Annotated in this window: 15 protein-coding genes; 6 read left to right on the top strand and 9 right to left on the bottom strand. The window is 57.0% G+C overall.

Translation table 11 applies throughout. From position 1 onward, the window contains the following. Window position 1: 1 nt before the first annotated feature. The 4 genes from ACFPDR_RS02990 to ACFPDR_RS02975 are packed head-to-tail and all read right to left on the bottom strand — an operon-like array spanning window position 2 to window position 4,555. Window positions 2-568 carry a cysteine dioxygenase gene (locus ACFPDR_RS02990; protein ID WP_060186695.1) on the bottom strand — a complete coding sequence of 189 codons (567 nt, stop codon included), beginning with the start codon at window positions 566-568 and terminating at the stop codon, window positions 2-4. 55 nt (window positions 569-623) lie between these two features. Beyond that, entirely contained in the window at window positions 624-1,376 is a 753-nt protein-coding gene (locus ACFPDR_RS02985) for an enoyl-CoA hydratase/isomerase family protein (protein WP_035273445.1), read from the bottom strand. 43 nt (window positions 1,377-1,419) lie between these two features. Further along, window positions 1,420-3,522, bottom strand: coding sequence for an acetate--CoA ligase family protein (locus ACFPDR_RS02980; protein WP_376910502.1), 2,103 nt, complete (start codon window positions 3,520-3,522; stop codon window positions 1,420-1,422). Window positions 3,523-3,556: 34 nt separating this feature from the next. After that, the gene (locus ACFPDR_RS02975; RefSeq protein ID WP_051316466.1) at window positions 3,557-4,555 is read right to left on the bottom strand and encodes a Bug family tripartite tricarboxylate transporter substrate binding protein; all 999 of its coding nucleotides are present in this window, start codon (window positions 4,553-4,555) and stop codon (window positions 3,557-3,559) included. A gap of 341 nt (window positions 4,556-4,896) precedes the next feature. On the opposite strand from ACFPDR_RS02975, the gene ACFPDR_RS02970 reads away from it, so the two are divergent. The 3 genes from ACFPDR_RS02970 to ACFPDR_RS02960 are packed head-to-tail and all read left to right on the top strand — an operon-like array spanning window position 4,897 to window position 7,829. Next, window positions 4,897-5,883, top strand: a complete 987-nt coding sequence (locus ACFPDR_RS02970) for an MDR family oxidoreductase (RefSeq protein ID WP_035273442.1) — start codon at window positions 4,897-4,899, stop codon at window positions 5,881-5,883. A 45-nt stretch (window positions 5,884-5,928) separates the two neighbouring features. Then, a complete protein-coding gene (locus ACFPDR_RS02965) occupies window positions 5,929-7,080 on the top strand; it encodes a CaiB/BaiF CoA transferase family protein (protein ID WP_035273440.1) in 1,152 nt (383 codons plus the stop codon). Then, window positions 7,077-7,829: an enoyl-CoA hydratase/isomerase family protein gene (locus tag ACFPDR_RS02960; RefSeq protein ID WP_115634400.1), complete on the top strand. Its 753-nt coding sequence runs from the start codon at window positions 7,077-7,079 to the stop codon at window positions 7,827-7,829. The genes ACFPDR_RS02965 and ACFPDR_RS02960 overlap by 4 nt, the downstream gene beginning before the upstream one ends. Window positions 7,830-7,946: 117 nt before the next feature. Here the strand turns inward: ACFPDR_RS02960 and ACFPDR_RS02955 are convergent, their stop codons facing one another. Beyond that, window positions 7,947-8,696 (bottom strand): IclR family transcriptional regulator, encoded by a 750-nt coding sequence (locus tag ACFPDR_RS02955; protein ID WP_035273436.1) that lies wholly within the window; start codon window positions 8,694-8,696, stop codon window positions 7,947-7,949. Between the two features lie 285 nt (window positions 8,697-8,981). On the opposite strand from ACFPDR_RS02955, the gene ACFPDR_RS02950 reads away from it, so the two are divergent. Beyond that, complete coding sequence (locus ACFPDR_RS02950) at window positions 8,982-9,509, top strand: DUF2478 domain-containing protein (protein ID WP_115634401.1); 528 nt, start codon at window positions 8,982-8,984, stop codon at window positions 9,507-9,509. A gap of 117 nt (window positions 9,510-9,626) precedes the next feature. Here the strand turns inward: ACFPDR_RS02950 and ACFPDR_RS02945 are convergent, their stop codons facing one another. Continuing rightward, window positions 9,627-12,914, bottom strand: coding sequence for an autotransporter outer membrane beta-barrel domain-containing protein (locus ACFPDR_RS02945; RefSeq protein WP_376910497.1), 3,288 nt, complete (start codon window positions 12,912-12,914; stop codon window positions 9,627-9,629). 185 nt (window positions 12,915-13,099) lie between these two features. Further along, window positions 13,100-15,058, bottom strand: a complete 1,959-nt coding sequence (locus ACFPDR_RS02940; protein ID WP_321387697.1) for an alkyl/aryl-sulfatase — start codon at window positions 15,056-15,058, stop codon at window positions 13,100-13,102. Between the two features lie 154 nt (window positions 15,059-15,212). Between ACFPDR_RS02940 and ACFPDR_RS02935 the strand changes: the two genes are divergently transcribed. Then, window positions 15,213-15,971, top strand: a complete 759-nt coding sequence (locus tag ACFPDR_RS02935) for a hypothetical protein (protein WP_042486323.1) — start codon at window positions 15,213-15,215, stop codon at window positions 15,969-15,971. Here the strand turns inward: ACFPDR_RS02935 and ACFPDR_RS02930 are convergent. Continuing rightward, a complete protein-coding gene (locus tag ACFPDR_RS02930) occupies window positions 15,968-19,558 on the bottom strand; it encodes a BTAD domain-containing putative transcriptional regulator (protein ID WP_181900197.1) in 3,591 nt (1,196 codons plus the stop codon). The two genes, ACFPDR_RS02935 and ACFPDR_RS02930, sit on opposite strands and share 4 nt — an antisense overlap. 365 nt (window positions 19,559-19,923) lie before the next feature. Between ACFPDR_RS02930 and ACFPDR_RS02925 the strand changes: the two genes are divergently transcribed. Beyond that, window positions 19,924-21,570 carry a long-chain-fatty-acid--CoA ligase gene (locus tag ACFPDR_RS02925; RefSeq protein ID WP_115634404.1) on the top strand — a complete coding sequence of 549 codons (1,647 nt, stop codon included), beginning with the start codon at window positions 19,924-19,926 and terminating at the stop codon, window positions 21,568-21,570. 198 nt (window positions 21,571-21,768) lie between these two features. Here ACFPDR_RS02925 and ACFPDR_RS02920 read toward each other — a convergent pair whose 3' ends face one another. Then, window positions 21,769-22,992, bottom strand: coding sequence for a hypothetical protein (locus ACFPDR_RS02920; RefSeq protein WP_115634405.1), 1,224 nt, complete (start codon window positions 22,990-22,992; stop codon window positions 21,769-21,771). Window positions 22,993-23,009: the final 17 nt, after the last annotated feature.

Here is a 23,009-nt window from a genome sequence, read left to right as displayed (position 1 = left end):
CTCACGCGACAGCCGGACGGTTGGCATAGCCGGAGACAAACTCCTTGGCCTGCCCAGTCTGCGGGTCAAAGACGTGACGGCGTACCTTGCCGATATCCGCACCATAAACGTGAATGCTGATGGACACCTGGTCGTCATACATATTGGAGACCTCGTGTATATCACCCACCGTGGGTGACACCACTTCCACCACGCCTGGTTCCAGAGTCTGTGTGTCTTGTTCTGTCATATGGCCGGTATCGGGATCACGGTCAAAAGGCCGGGAGCGTTCCGCGCCACGCAACATACCAATCAAGCCCCACACGGTGTGGTCGTGGATAGGGGTTTTCTGGCCGGGCCCCCACACAAAGCTGACCACGGAAAAGCGTTCCTGCGGACAGCAATACAGCAAGTACTGCTGATAAAACTGGGGATGGGGCTGGGTGTACTCCGGGGCCAGCCAATCGTCCTGGGCCACCAGTTCGCCCAGCAGGACACGGCCATCACGCAGGATATCCGCCTCGGCGACAGCCGGGCGGCCGGTCAATTCATTCATCCCTTGAATAAAACGCTCAAAACGGGGGTGCATAAGGGGATGTCTCCATAGCTGAGTGGGCCTTGCGGCCCAATTCGTGAATCAGTTCTTATTTGTTCAGATACACCGGGGCACGTTTTTCTTTGAACGCGTTCATCCCTTCCTTGGCATCATAACTATCCTCGATCGCTTTCAGTTGCCGCATGGTGCGCGCCATCTGCTCGGACGGGCCGCGCGTCAGCACTTCATTATTGATAAAGCGCTTCAAGGTTTGCAAAACACGCGGCGACATCTTGGCCAGATCCTGAGCCATGCGCACGGCAGCCTGGACTTGCTCGCCTACCGGCACCACTTCATTGGCAAAACCCAGATCGTAAGCACGGCGGGCTTCCAGCGTGCGGCACAACAAGATCACTTCCATGGCGGCATGATGCGGAATGCGCGAGGCCAGGCCCGAGATGATGCCGCCAGTAAAGCCCAGCTTGGCTTCGGGGTAGGAGAACTTGGCGCTCTCGGACGCTACCAGCAAATCCGTCATCATGGCCATCACCAGGGCTCCACCCACACACCAACCACTAACGGCCGCAATAATGGGCTTGTCGGTTTCAAAACCTACCGTGGGAATGGCGCGCCACAACTCGGGCCACTCATTAATATCCGCCCCGGCAGAAAAAGCGTCATTGCCCGCCCCGGTCAGCACGGCTACGCGGCGTGTGGGGTCTTCGTCAAAGGCCAGAAATGCCTGCTGCAGTTCCTTGACCACAGTGGCGCTCAAGGCATTGCGGCGATCGGGACGGTTGATCGTAAAGATTGAAACACCGTCATCGTGGTTTTCTACAAGAATGCACTGATAATCCGACATGGTTTACTCCTCCTGGGTATTTTTCAAAGAATAGGTTTTGGTTTTATTCGCCTATGGACAGGCGGGCATCGACGGCGTGACAGCGGGTAGCCGCCACGATCAAGGGGTTGATATCCAATTCAAAGTTGGTGTCGCGTAAGTCGTGGGCCAGGAAGCTGACACGCACAATCGCATCGAGCACACCGTCACGATCCAGCATGCGTCCCCGGTATCCCTTCAATAGTTTGTCGATCATCAAGGTGGACAAGAGCCGGTCCGCATCGGCCAGGGTTAGAGGGGCAGCCGCAATCACCCGGTCCGACAGCATTTCCACCAGAATGCCACCGGCACCAAACACCACGACCGGGCCAAACTGCGCATCCTGACGTGCCCCGATCAGCAGTTCCACATCCCCTTTGGCCATGGCCTGTACCAAAACGCCTTCCAGACGGGCATCTGCTTTATAGGCTTTGGCATTGGCGTAGAGCCGGGCAAAATCGCGTCGCAAGCTGGCGTCGTCGGCCACATCCAGCGCCACCCCACCCGCTTCGGTTTTATGGACGATGTCGGGGGAAACAATCTTCATCACCACCGGATAGCCAATCTGTTCGGCCAGCACCACAGCCTGTTCCACGTCCTCGCACACCTGGCCCAGATTCACGGGCAGGCCGTAATGCGCCAGCAGACGTTTGGACTGATCTTCATTCAAAACACCGCGCGGCATGACCGTAGGCGCTTGGCAGGCACTGGGACGCAAGGCTTGCTGGCGCGGCACAAACTGACCGTGACGTTTCCAGGCGGACAAGGCCAGCGCCGCTTCCAGACTGGAACTGGCATACGCATGGCCGTGCTGGGCCAGTTTCTGCCGTAAAGGCTCGGATGTTGCGCCCGCATCAAACGCCACCATCACGGGCTTGGCCCAGTGCGGTTCGGGGTGGATGATTTTTTCAATCAGGGCCGCCATCCACTCCTGCGGACACATGGAAGCCGTGATCAATAGCGCGTCACTTTGCTGATCCTGCATCAAGGCATCCAAAGTAGCGCGGGCCACTTCGGTGGAGTCCTGCGTCAGACGCGCTCCCAGATCAACCGGGTTATCCGCCTGCCCTGCCGGGTAGTGGGCAGCCAGAGCCTGCTTGGTAGTAGCGGAAAAACTGGACAGTTCCACACCATGCTCTGCCAAAGCATCTGCAGCCAAGGCCCCTCCGCCACCCGAAGGCGTCACAATCGCGACTTTGGAGATCTTGTTGCTGGTAAAGCGCACCATGCTGTTTGCCAGCAAGAGCATGGCCCCCATATCGTCCATCAGGCTGATGCCTTCATCGCGACAGACACTGGCAAACACATCATGGTCACCCGCTACGCTGGCAGTATGCGAAAAGGCGGCCGCCTTGCCCGCACTGGAGCGCCCTGCCTTGACGGCCAGCCAGGGCTTGCCCGCCGCCTGCGCCCGACGAGCTGTGCGACGCAAAGCCTGGGTATCTTTAATGCCCTCTATATAAGTACAGATCACTTGCGTCTTGGGATCATCAATCAGGAAATCCACAAAGTCGCACAGATCCAGGTCAGCCTGATTACCCACCGAAAAACCGTAGGTAAAGCCACCGCCCATCGCCCAGGCCCGATCAAAATAGGTAGTCATCAAGGCACCGCTTTGGCTGACAAAACCAATAGGCCGTTCCGGCAGGCTGTCTCTGTCCAGCACCGGCGAAGAGCACAGCACCAGACTGCGGCTGGGGCTGATCATGCCCAGGCAATTGGGGCCGATCAGTCGCATGCCCGAGTCACGACAGATACGCAGCAAGGCCTGCTCGCGCTCCAGCCCGCGCTCGCCTGCATCAGCAAAGCCTGCGGAGATCACCAGCAAACCGCGTACCCCCATTTGGGCCGCAATCTGCGCCTGTTCCAGAACGGTATCGGCCCCCACCGTAAACACGGCCAGATCCGGAGCGCTATCCAGTGCAGCCAGACCGGGCACAGCGGGCAAACCAAACAAACTGCTGCGGCTGGGATTGATAGGCAGGACCTTGCCGCCATAACCGTGCTTGAGCAGCATACGGAACAGTCGCCCGCCAAACTTGGACTGATCTTCCGAGGCGCCGACCAAAGCTATGGATGCCGGGTCCAGCAAAACGTCCAGCGTGCTGGCGCAAGTGACGGTTTCCATCACGTTTGTCTCCTGTTGGTGTTTCTGTGAGCGTTTAGTCATCGCTCATCTTGATGGTCTTGAGCAGCTCGCTGTAATAAGCCCGACTCTGCTCCAGATCCTTGGCATACGCATCGCCGTCTTTCCAGCTGGCACTGACACTGATGCGGTGGAAACGCTCTTGAGTCTGCGGCTCGGCCAGAATTTCTTCGGTAGCCTTGGCCAGCTTCTTCATGACATCGTCAGGGGTGCCAGCCGGCACCGCCAGCCCCCAGAACCCTTCAAAAGGCAGGGCCAGATCAAAACCGGCTTCTTTCGGTGTGGGCACATCCGGCAGTTCGGGATGACGCACGCTGGCATAGGTCACCAGGGCTTTGGCCTTGCCACTTTTCACCAGCTCCAGCCCGACTCCATCAATAAAGAAATCGATGTGATTGCCCATCAAAGCCGTCATGGTGTCTGCCGAGCCTTTGAACGGCACATGCAGCAAGTCCAGTTTCTCGGCGTTTTCCAGAATCTCTCCAGCCAGGTGGCCGCCAGACGCAATACCTGCCGAACCATAGGTCAAGGTGCCGGGCTCCTTACGGGCCAGCTCGACAAACTCTTTCAGGTTGGAGACCGGCAAATCATTGCGCACCGTCATGATGGGCAGGTAACCGGCCAGACTGCCTACAAAATCAAAGCCCTTGATCGGGTCATAAGGCACGTCGCGTATATAGGGCAGCACGGTAAAGGCGGTGCTGGTGGCCAGCAACAAGGTGTAGCCATCGGGTTTGGCGCGACCGACGATAGACGTGCCCAGCGAAGTGGTGCCGCCGGGCCGGTTTTCAATCACGATGGGAACGCCAAGCTTGACGCGCAGACGGTCGGCAAACAGACGCGCCAGATTGTCGCTGTTACCGCCTGGGGGATAGGGAACCACAAAGGTCACTTCACGGCTGGGATAGGTATCGGCCGCGATGGCCGCCGGGGCAGAAAAGCTGCTGACTGCCGCCAGTCCCGAGACCAGCACTGTGCGTAGAAACCCTGTGCGCGAAAAAAAAGAACTGAACATGATCCTTGCCTCCTGTGTGAGAGTTTTTCTCTCTTGGTGTTCCAATATATAGAACGCTGTTCTTGTTTTTGATATTAAAAATGCCGTGAGAACGGCTTGAATACAACAGACAGCAACAACACAAGCAACTTAGGACAACGGTTCAAATAGTGGGATATTTGATTTCAGGTGTCAACTATTAAACCCCTTCGGGATTTCCCCAGTTCGATCATCTGGTCGCATTGGACTTGACCGCAACGAGCTTCTGGATAAAATGAAAACACTGCTTTTCCATGTCAATTTGAAGAACGCTGTTCCAAATATCAGAACACAAACCCTTAACTGATCGAAGGAATTCACTCATGTTCTCTGCCATCGTCATCGACAAAACCGACGGCCAATACAAAGCCAGCCTGCAATCCCTGGACGAGTCCGCCCTGCCCGAAGGCCAGGTTACCGTCCGCATCGACTACTCCACCCTGAATTTCAAAGACGGCCTGGCCATGACGGGTAAATCCCCCGTAGTGCGCCAGTTCCCCATGGTGCCCGGCATCGACTTTGCTGGCACAGTGACCGACAGCAGCGACCCGAATTTCAAGTCCGGCCAGAAAGTGGTGCTTAACGGCTGGGGCTTGGGTGAGGTCCATTGGGGCGGTCTGGCACAGCAAGCACGCGTGAAAGGCGATTGGCTGATTCCCCTGCCCGACGCTTTCTCCACCCAGCAAGCCATGATGATAGGCACCGCCGGCTATACCGCTGCACTGTGCGTGCGTGCCTTGCAGCGCCAAGGCGTCACGCCGGACAAGGGCCCGATTCTGGTGACAGGTGCCGCGGGTGGCGTGGGCAGTGTCAGCGTGGCCCTGCTGCATGCCCTGGGCTACACCGTCATGGCCAGCACAGGCCGACCTCAGGAAGAAAGCTATCTGAAGGCGCTGGGCGCCAGCGAGATTGTGGACCGCAACACCTTGAGCGAACCGGGCAAGCCACTGGGCAAGGAGCGCTGGGCCGGAGCCATCGACAGCGTAGGCAGCCATACCCTGGCCAATGTCTGCGCAGGCACACAATACCTGGGTGCAGTCGCCGCTTGCGGTCTGGCCCAAGGCATGGATTTCCCCGCTTCCGTGGCCCCCTTCATTCTGCGTGGTGTGCAATTGATTGGGGTGGACAGCGTCCATTGCCCCAAACCCGAGCGCCTGGCGGCCTGGGACTTGCTGGCCAAGCATTTGTCTATCGAAGCCCTGGAGCGCATCGGCGCCAGCACCATCACACTTTCCCAAGCCATTGATCAAGCCGGCCAGCTACTGGAAGGCAAGGTACGCGGCCGCATCGTGGTTGATGTGAACGCCTAAGGCCCTGTCGGCCCCCATCTACCTATCACGCTCTGGAGCTGATTCATGGATACGACATTGCCCCTGAACGGGGTTCGGATACTGGAATTTTGCAATGTGGCCGCAGGCCCGTACTGCGGTATGTTGTTGGCCGATATGGGGGCCGACGTCATCAAGATCGAACACCCCAAAGGGGGTGACACCTTGCGAAGCTGGCCGCCCATCAACCAAGGATATAGCGAGAACTTTGCTTCGCTGAACCGCAACAAGCGCTCGGTAACGCTGGATCTGAAGAACCCCGAAGATGTAGCCAAGGCACGCCAACTGGTACTGGATGCAGACGTCTTGCTGGAAAACAATCGGCCCGGCGTCATGCAGCGCTTGGGGCTGGATTATGAAAGCCTTAAGGCCCTGAATCCCAGACTGCTGTACTGCTCAATTTCTGCCTACGGACAAAGCGGCCCCCGCTCGCAAGAAGGCGGTTTTGACCTGACGATTCAGGCCATGAGCGGCGTGATGAGCGTGACGGGCGAAGCAGGTGGAGCCCCCGTTAAATGCGGAGTTCCACTGGCGGACTTTGCGGCCGGTTTGTATGCGGCGTTTGCCATCAGTGCCGCCTTGCCTCAAGCCCGCGCCACCGGTCAGGGGGCACATATCGACGTGCCCATGCTGGGGACCACCCTGGCCATCGCCGCACTGCAAACCTCAGAGTATTTCGGCAGTGGTCGCGACCCGGACAAGCTGGGCTCCGCCCACCCCCGTAATGCCCCCTACCAGGCGTTCCAGTGCAAAGGCGGTTACTTCGCCATGGCAGCGGGCAACGATGCGCTGTGGCGCTCCGTCTGTCAGGTTGTAGAACGCCCGGACCTGACCGAGGACGAGCGTTTCACCAGCACCACCCTGCGCGCCAAACATCAAGACGCCTTGCGTGAACTGCTGGAAGCTATTTTTGCGCAGCATGACTCCGAACATTGGCTGACGCAATTCCGTGCCCAAGGCGTACCCTGCAGTCCCATCAACCGCTATTCCGACGTGCTGCGAGACCCGCAGGTCGAGCACATGGAGTGGGTGCAAAACATTCGCCTGCCGGGCACAGACACCGAGACGCGCACCTTTGTCTCGCCCCTGCGTATCAATGGAGTGGGCTTGCCCGTCCGTATGGCCCCCCCGGCATTGGGCGAACATAACGACAGCATCTTGCACGGAGTTACCCCATGACAGAGCCGTATTGCAGCAGCAGTCCCGACCTGAACGTGGACTGCGCGGGCAAAGTCTGGACACTGACGCTGAACCGGCCTGACAAGCGCAATGCCTTGTCGGCCGATCTGGTCGAAGCCTTGATCGCGGCCGTGCAGGCCGCAGAAAAGGCCCAGGCGGATCTGCTGATATTGCGCGGTGAAGGCCGCAATTTCAGTGCCGGTTTTGACTTCAGCGACTACAAGCAACAAAGCGAAGGGGACCTGGTACTGCGCTTTATCCGCATCGAAATCCTGCTGCAAATGCTGGCCCATACGCCTTGCGCCACGCTGGCCCTGGCGCATGGGCAGAACTTCGGCGCCGGGGTGGATTTGATTGCTGTTTGTCGTCAACGTATCGCCAGTGCCGATGCCCGCTTTCGCATGCCTGGATTGCAGTTTGGTCTGGCACTGGGAACAGGCAGGCTGGCTGCCCTGATCGGCGGCCAGCAGGCTCATCAACTTCTGGCAGGAAGCCAGATTTTTGATGCTGCCAAAGCGGAGCAGCTGGGTTTTATTAACGGCATACAAGAGCCCGATGCATGGCCTGCTGTCATCGAGCAGGCTCAACAGACTGCGGGCTTGCTGGACGCCACCAGTCGCACCTATCTGCATCAGTTAACGGGCTGCCCACAACAAGCTGATCGGGATATGGCAGCCTTGGTACGCTCTGCTTCCGCACCCGGCCTCAAACAAAGAATTGCGGCCTTCCGGCAAGCCGCAAAATCTTGAACTTTCTTTCCTGAATGGAACTGCCCCCAAAAACTGGAGACGCATCCAGATTTTGGGGGCAATTTGCATCCGGGCGGCTTCTTGCAGCCAGGGCAAGCTGACGGGGGCTGTAGCAGCTTAACGGCCGCTATAGCCCAAACGGCGCGAGATCTGTGCCGCTGCCGTCATCAAGGTTTTACCGGCCTGAACCAGCCGGGCTTCCTCCAGACGTTCCGCAGGCCCGGAAATACCCAAAGCCGCCACCACCATTCCACGACTATCGTAAATAGGCGCAGCCGCCCCCACGACCTGCTCACGCCATTCGCCACGGTTAATGGCATAGCCCTGATCACGCACCTGCTCCAGCTCTCGGCGCAAATCACCAAACTTGACCAGACTGCGAGGCGTATAAGGCTTGAGGCGGTTCTTGACCAGATTCAAGGTATCTTCACTGGCCCAGGCCAGCATGGCCTTGCCGGTAGCCACACATTGCGCAGGCGAGCGACCACCCACCGTGGTGTAGGCGCGCACGGGCTGCGGGCTGTCTATCTTTTCGATATACAGCACCTCGACCCCGTCCAGCAGCGACAAATGCACCGTTTCCTGGGTTTGCTCGGCCAGCTCTTTCATGAAAGACAAGGCTTCCACCCGCACATCCAGACGGTTGGCCAGGCCCGAGCCCAGCTCCCAGAGCTTCATGGTCAGCTCGTAGCGACCCGTATCTTCATTTTTGCGTGCAAAGCCCTGGTGAACCAGGGCCTGCAACAGGCGATGCACATTGCTTTTATTGAGCATCAATTGATTGGCCAGTTCGGTGACACCCGAACCGCGTTCGTGCTTGGCCAGGGCTTCCAGGAGCACCAGGCCCTTAACAAAAGTCTTGTCCAATCGAATATCCCATCAGTCACTAAAAGTGCATGAATTGTCTCATGGAACAGAACCACGCCATAGCCAGACAAGCCCGTATAGCAAAGCAGCAAGCGGCTTTCGCAACAGTTCCATCCGCTGTTCAAGCAGAAAGGCTTCGAGACTTGAACCTTAAACAACAAGCCTGCCACCCACCAAGGCCAAACACCGGCCAGCAGCACAGAGGTTTTTCCGCTTTCCAGCCCAGGCCAAATGCGTGTACAAAGAGCCTTGCCTTCTCTTTCTACTGCCCGGAGCCACATCCCGATGGACACCACTTCCCCGCCTCTTGCCCTTGCCGCCATCGTGCACGCAGGCAAAGGCAGTGCCGACGCCTTGCTACTGGAATTCGTGCAGGAATTGCGCGCGAAGAACTATCGCGTCTGTGGTCTGGTGCAAGGTCCGGAAATTCAGAAGGAAGACCATAGCCTGCGCACGGTACAGGATCTGGACAAGGGCACGCTGTATCCCATTACCCAGAACCTGGGGGCGGAATCCACCGCCTGTTGCCTGGACATTGGTGCCTTGCTGGAAGCCAGCGAAGTACTGCGGCAGGCGCTGGAAAGCCCAGCTGATCTGGTGATTGTGAATCGCTTTGGAATCATGGAAGCGGACGGCCAGGGCTTTAATAACGAGATCCTGGCCTTGATCGACCAGGGCTACCCGGTGCTGACCGTTGTGGCCCACACCTACCTGCCTGCATGGCGTGAGTTTACAGGTGGCTTGGCGGTGGAACTGGAGCCGGAGCGTCAGGCACTGTGGGACTGGTTCGAGAACAGCCGCCAGGCCGCCTGAAGGCCTTCAACGGGGCTAGCGTGATCCAATTTACGGAGCTGCCAGAATCAATCCGGCAGTTCCCTATCAAATTATCATGGCTAACAAATAGCCCTTTAAAACCTCGGCTAACCCCGCCTAGAACGTCCAGTTCAGCGACACATTCCCCGAAATATCTGCCCGGCTATTACCCAGCAAACGGGTCCCCGCCGATACCCCCAGACGCAAGCGCTCGGAGCTTTGCAACGTCAAGCCCGCCCGCAATGCCAGCGCATGGCTATCGACACGCGCATAGCGACCATCAAAACCTGTCTGTGGTGAAGCCTCAAACTGTGCATATTGTGTCTGCTTGCGGCCCAGCAAAGCCTGCTCCCAGGAAGCGGAGACCCCGGTCTGTAAACGACGGCCCTGCTTCAACTCCCAAACCTGACTGACAGCCAGACCCAGCGACGCTTGCAAGGAATGGGCACGGGTCGAATCCAGCTGCAAGAGGCTACCCGCATCCCCCTCTTCACGTAAACCAGGGCGGCTGTAACGCAGATAGTCCAAAGCCAGAACCGGACCTATGCTGCCTGCCTCGCCCAAGGGCCAGCTATAGGCAGTCTGAAGACCCGCTGCAAAGCTATGGCCAGTCCAGTCAGATTTGGGATTGGCCTGATAGTCAGAAAACGCAATTCGTCGGTTCAGCTTGCCCTGCTCCAAGCCCATACGAACTTGCGCCAGACCTTGCCAGCCCTCACGAGCATCAGCACGGTACAAGGCATGCACACCGGCACCCAATCCGGTCAACGTGCTTTTCGCCTGATAAGGGGCATCTATATTCAAGCTTTGCTCATTGGCAGTCGCATGGGCACCCAAACTCCAATCGCTGCCTGCAGCGCGATGTTCCACACCGAACACAACACCATAAGTCTGGCTGCGGTGGTCTACATCATTGCTGCTTAACTGCCAGTGATAACGGCCACCAAAAGGCTGGATGAAAGTCTGCCAGCCATCCTTGCCCAGGCCAGGGCGCTGGCGCAGTTGCTCGGACACCAGTTGCTCGCGACGCAAGCTGGCAGCCAATTGAGCCCCATAAGCACCAGCGCTTAACTGATTGAGTGCGTCACCGATCTCACTGCCATCCGCGCTGGAGAAGTCCAAAGCCTGGTAGACAGAGGCCAAGGGACGCTGATTGTCAGTGGAAGCCTGCTCTAGACTGCGGCCTACGGCAGCCGCATTCGGATTAGCCGTATAGGGCGAGTAAGCCGCTGCCTGACGGCTGACCGACCAGCCACCGTTATTCACGTGCACGCTCAGGCTGGGCGAATTCAGGCTGGCAGTCAGCAGATCAAAACTACCCTGGGTCTGTGTGGCCTGAAAGACCGTGTTCTGGCTCAAGGACCAGCCATCGGCATACCAGTCAGGCTGCAATTGCAGCTTCAATTCACCAGCCAGCTGAGCCAGACCTTGCACTTCAATCCGGTCATTCTGACGCGTGTCGGCTTCGATCAATACCCGGCCTTCAGGAGCCTGAACGAAATCGCCTTGAATCGTCATCTGGCCAAAGGAGTTGCCCGGACTCAAAGTGCCGTGGTTACTGAAATTGCCTTCCGGGTTGATGGCGTAACTGCTATTGCCGCTTAAGGTAGCACCCGCATCCACACGCAGGCCGAGCAGTTGATGCTGGCCACTGAGCGAGCTTTCGCCCCCTGCAATCACCACGGCCAAGTTGTCCGCGCCCTGAATATTGCCGTCATAACGCAGGCGGAAATCAGGATCGGCCTCTAGCGTGGCACGCCCTTGCTCATCTGCTTTCTGCCCAAAATTCACATGGGTGACAAACAGCTCGCCGTTGCTTTGACGAGTGGAATAGTCAGACAGGATATCGCCCTGAATCCGGGCACCTTGCATGATGTTGATATTCTCAACCTGTGCATTGCTGGAAATCTGGATAGCGGCTTTCTTGCCCGACAAGAGACCGGCTAAATGGTAGTCCTTGATGAGTGCGCCCTGCAAAATCTGGGGCACATAGCCAAGCGGCTTGTTCTCCAACGGCGAGAACCATTGCCATGAACCATGATAACCATCCTGATTGCCCCTGGCGTTATTGCCAAAATCAAACAATGCCGCCACCCCGTCCTCACCCTCCGCACGCACTTCGCCCTGCTGCACGATCGTGTGATTACGACCATAGCTGAACTGCAGACCACGACCAACCCAACCCTGGGCATGGATACGTGTGGAGGCCGGAATAATCAGTGTGTTTTCACTACCGTCCACCCGCACGCCTATACCGCCAGGGCCGGCGCCAAGCAAATCCGCCGCTTGGGTAATCGTATTGCGCTGGCCATAAATGTGCAGGCCCAAGCCCTGAGTCGCGGTGTTGTACTGCCCCGGCAGATACGCTGTACCCTCGGCATTACGCGCAAAGAAACCATTCTGATTGACCAGAGTGACGTCATCCCCGTAAACCGAATAACCATAGAAATTACGCCGGTCGATCTGCAAGCCCAGATCCTGCATCACCGCGATTTCAGCTTCCATGAAGTTGGTGTAATTGCGGTAACGTTGATGGCTCATCAGGCTGTTGCGCAACTCGCTGTGACTCATGTAATCCGTGTCTATACCGGCAGCAGGATTGTCATGAAAAGTCAGAATGCTGACCGGGACGCCGGGCATGGCATCACCCAGCACTTCCTGCACATGCTGGCCGGTAAAGTAGCCCTGATCCTTGCGCAGATCGAAGGCCTGCGCATCATAGGGATGACTGCAAGGCGTACACAGAATGTTCTGCTCAGGGCGGGCCGGATTGCCATTGTCATCCCGCAAACCCGCCGCCCACCGATTCAGGAAAGGAGCAAACTGCGGTGTACCTGTGCCAGGCCCATTCCTGTCGGCAACCACATTCCCCAAACCCAGGGCATGCGCCAACTCGTGAAAAATGACCCCGTTATAGTCCGCCTGACCCGTCAAGGGTAATTGGCTGGGATTGACCGGGGCCGTATCAAAGGGCATCAACCCGATATTGATAATCCCATGGGGGCTGTCGTAGTCCTCTGGCGACAAGGCATTGAACAGAGCGGCCTGCAGCATGGAAACCGCCACTGGATCACCCGCCATCAACCAGGGATCGCTGCTGGCAGAGGCACCGGGCGCCGCGAAGGTGCCCAGATGGACAACGCCGGGACGGTAATTCGGCGGCAGAATCAGGATTTCAGCCCAGCGCTCCAGCGCCGCACGAATCTTGCGGCGGCCATTTTCGTCCACATCAAAAGCAGACGGCCCAATATTGCCATAGGGACCATCCTGAGGGCCAAAGACCCGCAGTTCAAAGGCCGCTTCCCCTTTCTTGTTATAGATAATCTCAGTCTGATAGGCGTGGGCGCTGGCCGAAGCCGTCAGCAAGACACCAGCACTGAACAGGGTTTTCAAAATCGCGGACATGAGCTTGGGCTCCAGGCGTGGGCAATACACAAGACGTCCCGTGTAGTAAACGCCCCAGGGACAACCTCCGAGCAAGCACATTAATGCAAATAAAGCCTGGAAACCGTTTAATTCGTGCCACCCAAAACCCTTGTCGCCACATAGCAACAAGCACGCAGCCAGGCTGCGTGCTCCTGACTACCTGCTCAAGGCGTCACGATGTTGAACCACAAGCCGGGTTCCTCAAACAAACCCGCAAATTCCTGGAACTTGCGACCCGCCCCTTGCAACTTGGCACGATCCGTTTTCATAGCCGTTTTCCAGTCCAGCATCTTGCCTTGGATCAGTTTGAAATCCGCCAGGCTAACTGACATGGTGGCCTGAGCCGGCAAACCGGGGCGCGTACTGTAATTGAGCACCGAATTGCCAATGCTGATGGTGTAGGTCGTATCTATATCCACAAAGTGAAAAGCAACCGTCAGCTCCTTGTCTTTGACCTTTTCATCGTCCAGACGCACAGCCATCAAGTCAAACATCATCTCTGGCGTCAGTGCGGCCAGCATATCGGCGTTATTGTTCGGCGGCACAGGCAAGTCCGGCGCTCCATTGCGCAGTTCCAAAGCCCCTTGCAGGTAGATGGAACGCCACGGCCCGGATTCGGCCTGATAACCCAGCTGCTCATAGCTATTGGCCAGCAATTGGCGCGCTTCCGTATCTTTGGCATCGGCAAAGACCAGATGCTTCACCACCATGGCCACCCAACGGTATTCGCCACGATCGAAGTCTTCCTGGGCTTTTTGCAGCAGACGATCACGCCCTATATATTCCACATACTTCGCCCCCGCTGCCGTGGGTGGCAAGACATCCAGGCTGGAAGGATTGCCGTCGTACCAACCCATGTAGTACTGATACACCGCCCGCGCATTGTGCTTGAGCGTGCCGTAATAACCGCGCGTCGCCCAGTCTTTCTGCAAGGACGCGGGCAGCTCGATCAGCTCGGCAATTTCTTCGCCGGTGTAGCCCTTGTTCATCAGGTTCACACTGCGATCGTGGATGTATTTGTACAGATCACGCTGCTTGATCAAGTAGTCATGGACCTGCTCCTTGCCCCACACAGGCCAGTGGTGCGCCTGAAACTTCACTTCCGTGCCATCTCCAAACAGATCAATCGTTTCATTGATGTAGTTGGCCCATTCCCTGGCATCTCGCACCTGAGTACCGCGCAAGGACAGAATATTGTGCATGGTGTTGGTGGTGTTCTCGGCCATCCACATGGCTTTGAACTGCGGCAGATAGGTATTCATTTCCACCGGAGCCTCGGTGCCCGGCGTCAGTTGCATGACCATTTCAACGCCATCCACCACCAGTTTTTCACCCGACCTGGACACCGAACGCGTAGGCGCAATCAGGGAGACGGAACCCAGCGGATTAGTCATGCCCAGCCCCGAGCCCACGCTGTGCTCCGGACCGCGCGGCAAGAAGGCCCCGTACATATAAGTCGCACGGCGCTTCATGGCATTGCCGGCAATCACCCCTTCGCTGATGGCATGCTCCACAAAACCTTCTGGCGCAATGATCTGTACCTGCCCTGAATCCACCGCGGCCTGATCCACCAGTCCCTTGGCTCCGGCGTAATGGTCTATGTGGGAATGGCTGTAAATAATCGCCTTGATGGGGGCGGCCTGCACATGCTTTTGCAGCAAGGCATACGCAGCGGCGGCCGTTTCGGTAGAGGTGCCCACATCAAACACAATCCAGCCGCTTGTGCCGCGTACAAAAGTGATGTTGGACAAGTCATAGCCGCGCACCTGATAAATATTGTCCGTCACTTTGTACACGCCATCGAGCAGGTTCAACTGCGACATACGCCACAAGCCCGGATGCACCGTGCTGGGCGCAGCGCTATCGGGCTTGATGAAGGCCTTGTAGGAATCCAGATCCCACACCACGTTGCCGTTCACGCCTTTGATCTGCAGGCTGGGCTCGCGATAAATCAAACCGCGCTGAGCATTCTTGAAATCCTGGGTGTCATCAAACGGGAGCGTTTTCATCCACTGAGCGTGGCGCTCCTGCGTTGCCTGCGTGGCAGGTGCGGCCTGTGCCTGCCCCAAACCCGCACTGACTACTGCCGCCAGCATGACTGTTCTTATTGCTGCATGTGCCATGACACGCTCCTCCTGATGGGCTTTTTCAACAAGCGTCTCATTCTGGGAGCAAAGCGGACCTGATAGCCCAATCTGCGGATTTGCCACAGTGGCCCGCTTTAAATGCTTTTTCAACGCCGCTTTTCTACCTTCTGTTTTTCGAGGAGGTATGCATATGCAAAAGACAATATTTGGCCTGTTGGCCACCAGCCTGATCAGCACGGGTGCCCTGGCCCAGTCCCAGAACGACGCCAATAACCCGCTGAGCCCCCGGCCCATGGTCAGCCTGCACGACTACTACGTGCCCGAGCTGTACAAGCTCGACAATGCCTGGGCAAACCAGACGGTGCTGCGTGCCGTCCTGCCCAACAAGACCTTTGGTCTGCCGCAGCTATGGCGTTTGAATGTACCGATTGTGGCCTTGCACCATGATCGTCTGGGCAGCAAATCCGGCTTGGGCGACATCACCTTCATGGATGTATTCATGAAAAACGCAGGCAGTTTTTCCTATGGCATCGGCCCCTTGCTGGTGATGCCTACGGCATCGAACGATTTGCTGGGACAAGGCAAATGGCAAATTGGCAGTGCAGCAGCTTTGGTTGCCAGCCGGGATTGGGGTCTGGCAGGCGGGCTACTGACCTTTCAACAATCCTTTGCTGGGGACTCGGACCGCGAGAAGGTCAAGATGGCCACCTTCCAGCCCGCTCTGTTCTATAACCTGCCCAATGGCTTTTACCTGCGCTCCAGCGGGGTGTGGACCTTTGATCTGAAAAACCACACCCATCACATTCCTGTAGGTCTGGGTCTGGGCAAGGTGTTCAAGCCCGGCAAGAGCGTGATCAACGCCTTTATCGAACCACAATACTCCGTGGACAAGAAAGGCGCAGGAGCACCGGTATGGCAAATTTTTGCGGGTATCAATTTCCAGTTCTAACCGGGCTGGCGCTGGATCCACACACTGCGCGCCGCCAGATCGGGCAAGCGCTCGCGCCGATGTCGGATCCAGCCTTCATAGGCGTACAAGCCGCTGCGCAAGACTTCTTGCTGGGCCTGCGCCCAGCAAACCTGCGCCTGCTGTCTATCCGCACGGACCCAGGCCAGATCCCCCCGCAAGCAGTCAAGTTCCGGCAGATACAGGGTAGAAGCCCGCTCCTGCGCGATCTGGCCAACTTGATCCAAAGCCTGGCTGGCACGTTCGATTTCACCTTGGGCCAAATGGCAGCGGGCCACAATGCACAGAAAAGCATCCGTCGCCAAAGGCATGCTGCGTGCAAACTCGGGCAACAGCCCCAGCAGGCGCTCCAGCTCCGAGCCTGTTTCTTCACCTCGCACCAAACGGCAATACAGCACATAGGTTTCAGCCACGGCACACCACACACTGCCAGGCAAGACAGGTTGCAACATGCCCAGCAAAGCCTGACTGCGGCCAGCCAACATGTCCAGATTGCCTTGCAGATACAGGATGCGCAGCATCTGGATTTCTGCAATCACCGCCGAAATTCGAGACTGACTTTGACTGGCCAGAAACTGGGCATGGCGAGCATTGGCAATGCCCTGCTCAAAGCGCCCTTGCAGCACTTGGGCCAGCCCCAACAGGCTGTACACCAAAGCCGGACAATGATGCCCAAGAGCCGCATCCATGGCCGGAACGGGTTGCTCGTATGCCAGGGCACGCAGCGCCTCATCCAAGGCCAGCTCGGCCTGTTGCACACGACCTTTCCAGAACAGATATTGGGCCTCGGCATACAAACCCCAGCCATACCAGGCGCTTTGTCCCTGACGTCGCGACTGTTCCTGCAATTGCTTGGCATGGGCCAGACTTTCCGGCAATTTGCCAGCACCATGCAGCATCACCCATTGGCCCCACAGCACGGGCAAATCATCCTCACCGCCCTCACTACGTCCAGCAGCCTGCTCGTAAGCTTGCGACACGGGCATGGCGGCAGGTCCGCCACGACTGATTTCCAGCGCCCCCAAGGTGACGTAGCTGTCGCGCTCGTACTGACGGCGCAACTGCACATCGCTCATGTATTGCAGGCTGCTCAGAACCTGCGACAACTGTTCTGCCGCTTGCAGGTTGTCACCACTGCGCAGCGATGTATCAATGGCTTTACGCCACCAGATGGCTGCTTGCTCGCTTTGCGCCTGCGCCAGACAAGCGGCAATTTCTTCTTCAGCCTGCTGCATTTGAATCAGGCTATGGGCAAGCTTGCCGTACAAAGCCTTGCTTTCTTCCTTGGCAATCAAACGTCGCAAGGCGGAACGCATCACTGGAGCGCAAGAAATCTGGCCCTGGCTGTCTTGCTGCAACAAGCCTTTGTCCAACAGGCTGATCCAGGATTGCTCTACAACGCCTAAAGGCAAATTGCAGGCCTGGGCCAAACCCGCAGGCGTGGCACGCTCCCACAACACAGTCATCAAGAGCACGCAACGGCTGTCCGCATCCAGTTGCTCCAAACTCAGCAGCAAGCGGTCTGCCAGACGTGGCAAGTAATCCAGCGGCATGCCAAAACGCTGCAAATGCAGCATGTCCTTGATCAACATGGGATTGCTCAAACGCTGGCTACGAATCTGTGTACTGGCGTCCGAGGACAGGCGCTTGCCACGTGCATAAAAGCTCATCGCCTTACCCACATCCGCCTCGGACAAACTACGCAAAGCCATACTTTGAGCAAAGTCCAAAACCAACTGAGCCTGACGCGACAAGATCAATAACAGGACCCCAGCAGACTGCTTTTGCACTGCAGCCCATATCGCCGCCAAGCTGTTTTGATAACCGGCATCCAGTACATCAACATGGTCCAGAATCACCAGCACAGGCTGGTTCTGACTAGTAAAGGCCTGCACCGCCGCCAATAGCAAACGGCACGGATCGGGTACCACTTGGGTATCTTCCGTATTCAGACAGTGAACATCTTGCAGCACTTGATCCCAATGAGAATCAGACAGGCCAAACCAGGCCTGCAGGCACTGACTTAACGCAAGAGGCAAGTCCTGGGTTCCGTTCCCTTCCCCTAGACTAGCCTGCATCATCTCGCGCACGCCTTCCAACACATCCTGACGCGAGAAATCAATCAGCAAGGGCTGCCCGCCATCGCGAACAACGTAGCTGCGAAAGGCTTCGGCCAAACGAGATTTGCCCGAACCCAGATCACCATGAATTCTGAAGGCGGCTTTGTGAGACTGACGGCTGCACTGCTGCCATTGCGCCACCAGTTGCTCGAACTCGGGTTGACAGCCATAAAGAGGATCGTTCATCCACCTCCCCTCTCCCAAGCTGAAATAAACACCCTCCGGGCCTCGATGCTGATTGATCTGCCAATCCGCCATACGAGCAACGGCCTGCGCGCTCAGCAGAATCTCGCCATGCCTGGCCTTCCACACCAAAGGCATGACCAACTGCCCAAACAGGCTATGTGTATTGACCTGCTGTTCGTCCACCAAGGCCAGGCTCACATGCACTACCTGACCGATACTGATCCCCGGCGGCGTTCGCAAAGCACGAATCACGCAAGCCAGTTCAACCGCCCGACTCACCGGCTCGGACTGCGCATGTGGCCAGCCAAAATGAGCCAACAAGGTGGACCCGCTGGACTGACTTAACCAAGCCCCGTGCTGACGCAAAATATCCAGCAATTGCTCGTGCCAGGATTCCAGATACGCCACGGCTTGATCCGGCACCAGATCGCCATCCAGATGCGCCTCGGAGTCCTCTGCTGGCAGCCAGGACAGTGCCAAGGCCAGCGTGGCAACCGTACGATGAGCCTGGGCGGATTTGGGGGGTGTCTTGCTTGTTGCCACCGGCCATTGGGCTTGGGCCAGGCGGCGGGTTTCAGGATCGGGACGTACTCCCAGGTACTGACGCAAAGCCTGCTCGCAATGAGCATAGGCTTGCAAGGCGGCCTGCCTGTCCCCTCTTTGCATCAAGACACTGATCAAGAGGCGGTGATAGACCTCCTGCTCGGGAGCTTGCTGCACCCACTCCTGCGCCAATGCAAGCGCCTGATCCAGTTGACGAGCCTGCAAGAGCTGCTCGAAAAGGCGGGCACGCAAGCTAAGCAATTCCAAAGCAAGGCGATCTTCCCAGCTTTGTCGCCAGGAAATAAAAGTTTCAGTATCGGGGGATTGAATCGCGTCTAGAAAAGGACCGACATACAGGCTCAAGCGCTGTGAAAGACGAGCATTCTGCGCGGCATCGGCCTGCAGAAATTCCAGCACATCCATTTGCACGCTTTCAGGCTTGAACGCCATTGCACCTTCGGCATTGGCGACCAGACAAGCGGCCTGCTCGCCCAGGGCCTTGCGCAACACATGCAGCGCGTGGCGCAAGCGCGATAGTGCCTTGTCTCGTGTCAGATCTGGCCAAAGCATTTGTGCCAGCCGCTCGCGCTGCAGCGCCTTGCCTTGCGCCAGGCACAGCACCGCAGCCAGCAGTTTGACCTTGTCATAGCTAAGCAATGCAGTGCGATCCACCTGATCGACAATAAAGCGAAATGGGCCCAGCAAACCTAGCACGATCATTGAACGATGCTCCGAGCACAGGGCCATTTCGGCCCAGCGTCACTCGTGTCAAATTGACAGCAAATCCGACACTACGTCTTAAAAAAGCTGTAATTAGCTGCCGATTGTACTCAAAGCCCTTCAATCTTCAATCAAAGAGTATTAATTGTGTCCAGAAATTTCCCGGGGTTCCGGATTTTGTAGAAGCCTTGGCATTGCGCAAGCAAACATAAACGACTACGTAGACGTATTTGTGAGTTTTAGGCTACTGTTCCTGAAGAGGCCATGACAGTCAGTGGTGTAAATTCATCCATCTGCTGCTCCCAATCCCCATGTTGTAGGGCCCGTCAGTTCTGTTTGATTTACTCCCAGGGAGGACGAAGACCATGCTTGGCATGATGATGAATACCCCACTGCTAGTATCATCCATACTGCGTCACGCAGCGAACTATCACGCAGACCGAGAGGTCGTCTCGCAAACCGTTGAGGGCCACATTCACCGGTACACCTATACCGAGCTATCCAAACGCAGCCAGCAACTGGCCAATGCGTTGAAGAAAATGGGCCTGCAACATGGCGACCGTGTCGGAACCCTGGCCTGGAATGGCTATCGTCACCTGGAGTTGTACTACGGCGTATCGGGCTCGGGCCTGGTGTGCCACACCATCAACCCGCGTCTGTTTCAGGATCAAATTGGCTACATCATTGAACACGCAGACGACAGCGTGCTGTTTGCCGACCTGAACTTCATGCCGATTCTGGAGTCCTTGGCCGATCAGCTGTCCAAGCTGAAAGCCGTGGTCATCATGACGGACGAAGCGCACATGCCCAAGTCGAACCTGCTGCCCAACCTGCAGTGCTATGAAACCCTGATTGCGTCTGAATCCGATCATTTCGACTGGCCGGTGTTTGATGAGAACACGGCCTCCGGCCTGTGCTACACCTCCGGCACCACGGGCAACCCCAAAGGCGTGCTCTACAGCCATCGCTCCACGATCTTGCATGCCTTTGCCTTGAGCATGCCCGATGCCCTGTGTCTGTCTGCTTCTGACACCATTACCCCCATCGTGCCCATGTTCCACGTCAATGCCTGGGGGCTGCCTTATGCGGCCTTGATGGTGGGCGCCAAACTGGTCTTGCCCGGCCCGAAACTGGACGGCGCCAGCCTGCATACCCTGTTTGAAAACGAAGGTGTCACCATGACAGCCGGTGTGCCTACCGTCTGGCTAGGCCTGCTCGACTGGATGCAAGCCAATGGCAAAACCTTCAGCAGCCTGCAACGTCTGGTGATTGGCGGCTCGTCTGCGCCTCCAGTCATGATTACCCGCTTCCAGAAGCTGGGTGTCAAGGTACGCCACGCCTGGGGCATGACGGAAACCAGCCCGGTCGGTCTGGCGGCTGCCCTGCTGCCCAAGCACGAGTCCTTGCCGGAGAACGAGAAACTCAAGCTGCTGGCCAAGCAAGGTCGTCCGCTCTTCGGAGTCGAGTTCCGGGTAGATGGCGACGATGGTCAACCCATTGCCCGCGACGGCAAGATGTTTGGTGCCATGATGGTGCGCGGCCCCTGGATTGCGGGTTCTTACTTCAATAGCAATGACACCTCTGCCCATACAGAAGATGGCTGGTTCAATACGGGCGACGTGGTGACCATTGATCAGGATGGCTTCATCCAGATCGTGGACCGAACCAAGGATGTGGTGAAATCCGGTGGCGAATGGATCAGCTCCATCGAGCTGGAAAACATTGCCCAGGCTCACCCGGCGATCAAGGAAGCAGCTGTCGTAGCCAAGCCCGACGAGCGCTGGGGCGAGCGTCCGGTTCTGGTGGTGCAGCTCCAGGACGACGCTACCTTCACCAAGCAGGACATGATTGATCTGTTTACAGAACAAGTCTCCAAATGGAGCATTCCTGATGAACTGATCGTGGTGGATGAACTACCTCACACAGCAACCGGCAAGCTCTTGAAAACCGCTATTCGCAAGCTGATTCAGGAGGATCTGAACAAGCTGGCTGCGCAGAACAAGGCGGGTTAACCAAGCTGCATCCAGCCAGATGCCTGACAGCAGAATCAAGGAGCCAAGCTCGGCTTTCTTGACGCGCAATCGCAAACAGCCCCCCGACAGTTATCCAACTGTCGGGGGGCTATTTTTTGCCTTTGCCATTGGCTTTGAAAGGGCCAGAATCAAGTCCAGTATCTATGGCTGATCGCCCATATCAACAGCATGCCTCCTTCAAGGATGCACGGGCGTAGGAATATCCCAGATATTGAGATCCGCATTCTCGCGCTCCCAGGCCCGCACAGAGAACTTGGCACGATTGAACAGACCCAGATAGTTTTCATAGCGAATCTTGTTGCCTATGGCCACTGGCAACTCGTCCAGAAACTCCCTCATCTTGGACAAGTCCGCATGGTACTGAGCAGGTTCCATCAAACCGCCTGGTGTCACTGACGTGGGAGGGGCCGACTCAAAGCGATTACGCGTAAAAATCACCACATCTGAACCCCACAGAATCCGGTTCTGGTATTCATTGAAGAAATTCAGCCAATCCTGGCGACTGGGCATGCCCGGCTCGGGATTCAACATATAGTCCTGCACCAGATCCCAGGAAATATCGGTAGACCAGCTGGGGCAGGCATCCAGCACTTTTTTCACGCGCGTAATGTGGTCGATGGTGGGTTTCACAAAACGCCCCAGGCCCGTATGCGCCCACACCACCTTGGCTTTGGGCGCATGTCCGCACACGTGCTTCAAGCCGTCCACATAGTCCTGATCGGGATAGGAATGCTCCAGCTCACCCTGGTAATTGACCTCTACCCGGTACATATCATTGTGCAAGATCGCGACCAGACCAATCTCTTCAATGGTCTTGAACAAATACTCCAGCGACTCGGAATACAGCGATACCTTGCTGCCATCGCCCGCATCAGGCGGTAGCGGCACAGAGGGGGCCTTGGTTTGTTCTACCGTTTCACCAGCCAGCTTGCTGGACACCAGCTCCTTGTGAATGGTGAACTCTCCCACCCCGGCAAACACGCCTGGAAAACTGAGCACCGCACGCTTGATATGTTGCGAGGCATATACGTCCATGGGATTGAAGGCCGTAATCATGACATCCAGCTTTTCCTGATACTGGGGCGGCAAGCGTTCGTACTCGCGCGCAAACATGGCATCCACAAAAGAGTAGTAATACAAGTCTGCTTTGGGGCCTATGTAGTAGTTCGGGCCATACATCTGATCGCCAGACTGTGCCTGGTACTGTTCAAACCCATCCCAGCGTTGCTGCAAAGGAATCGGCATGATGGTGGAGCGCACAATTTGCTGGCGATTGGCGCTCATATAGCGCTCTGCATATTCCTTTAAGGAAATACCTTGCATGGCGTAATTGGAAGCGTGGAAATGCACGTCTGCATACAGCTGGCTGGTATCCAGCCGGGGCTCCGGGCTTTGAGCCATAACACTGCTCTGAACCG

The organism is Alcaligenes sp. GCM10023179 (assembly GCF_042653705.1).
GTDB classification, from domain to species: domain Bacteria; phylum Pseudomonadota; class Gammaproteobacteria; order Burkholderiales; family Burkholderiaceae_B; genus Alcaligenes; species Alcaligenes phenolicus.
This window is presented reverse-complemented; position numbering and strand designations above follow the sequence as displayed.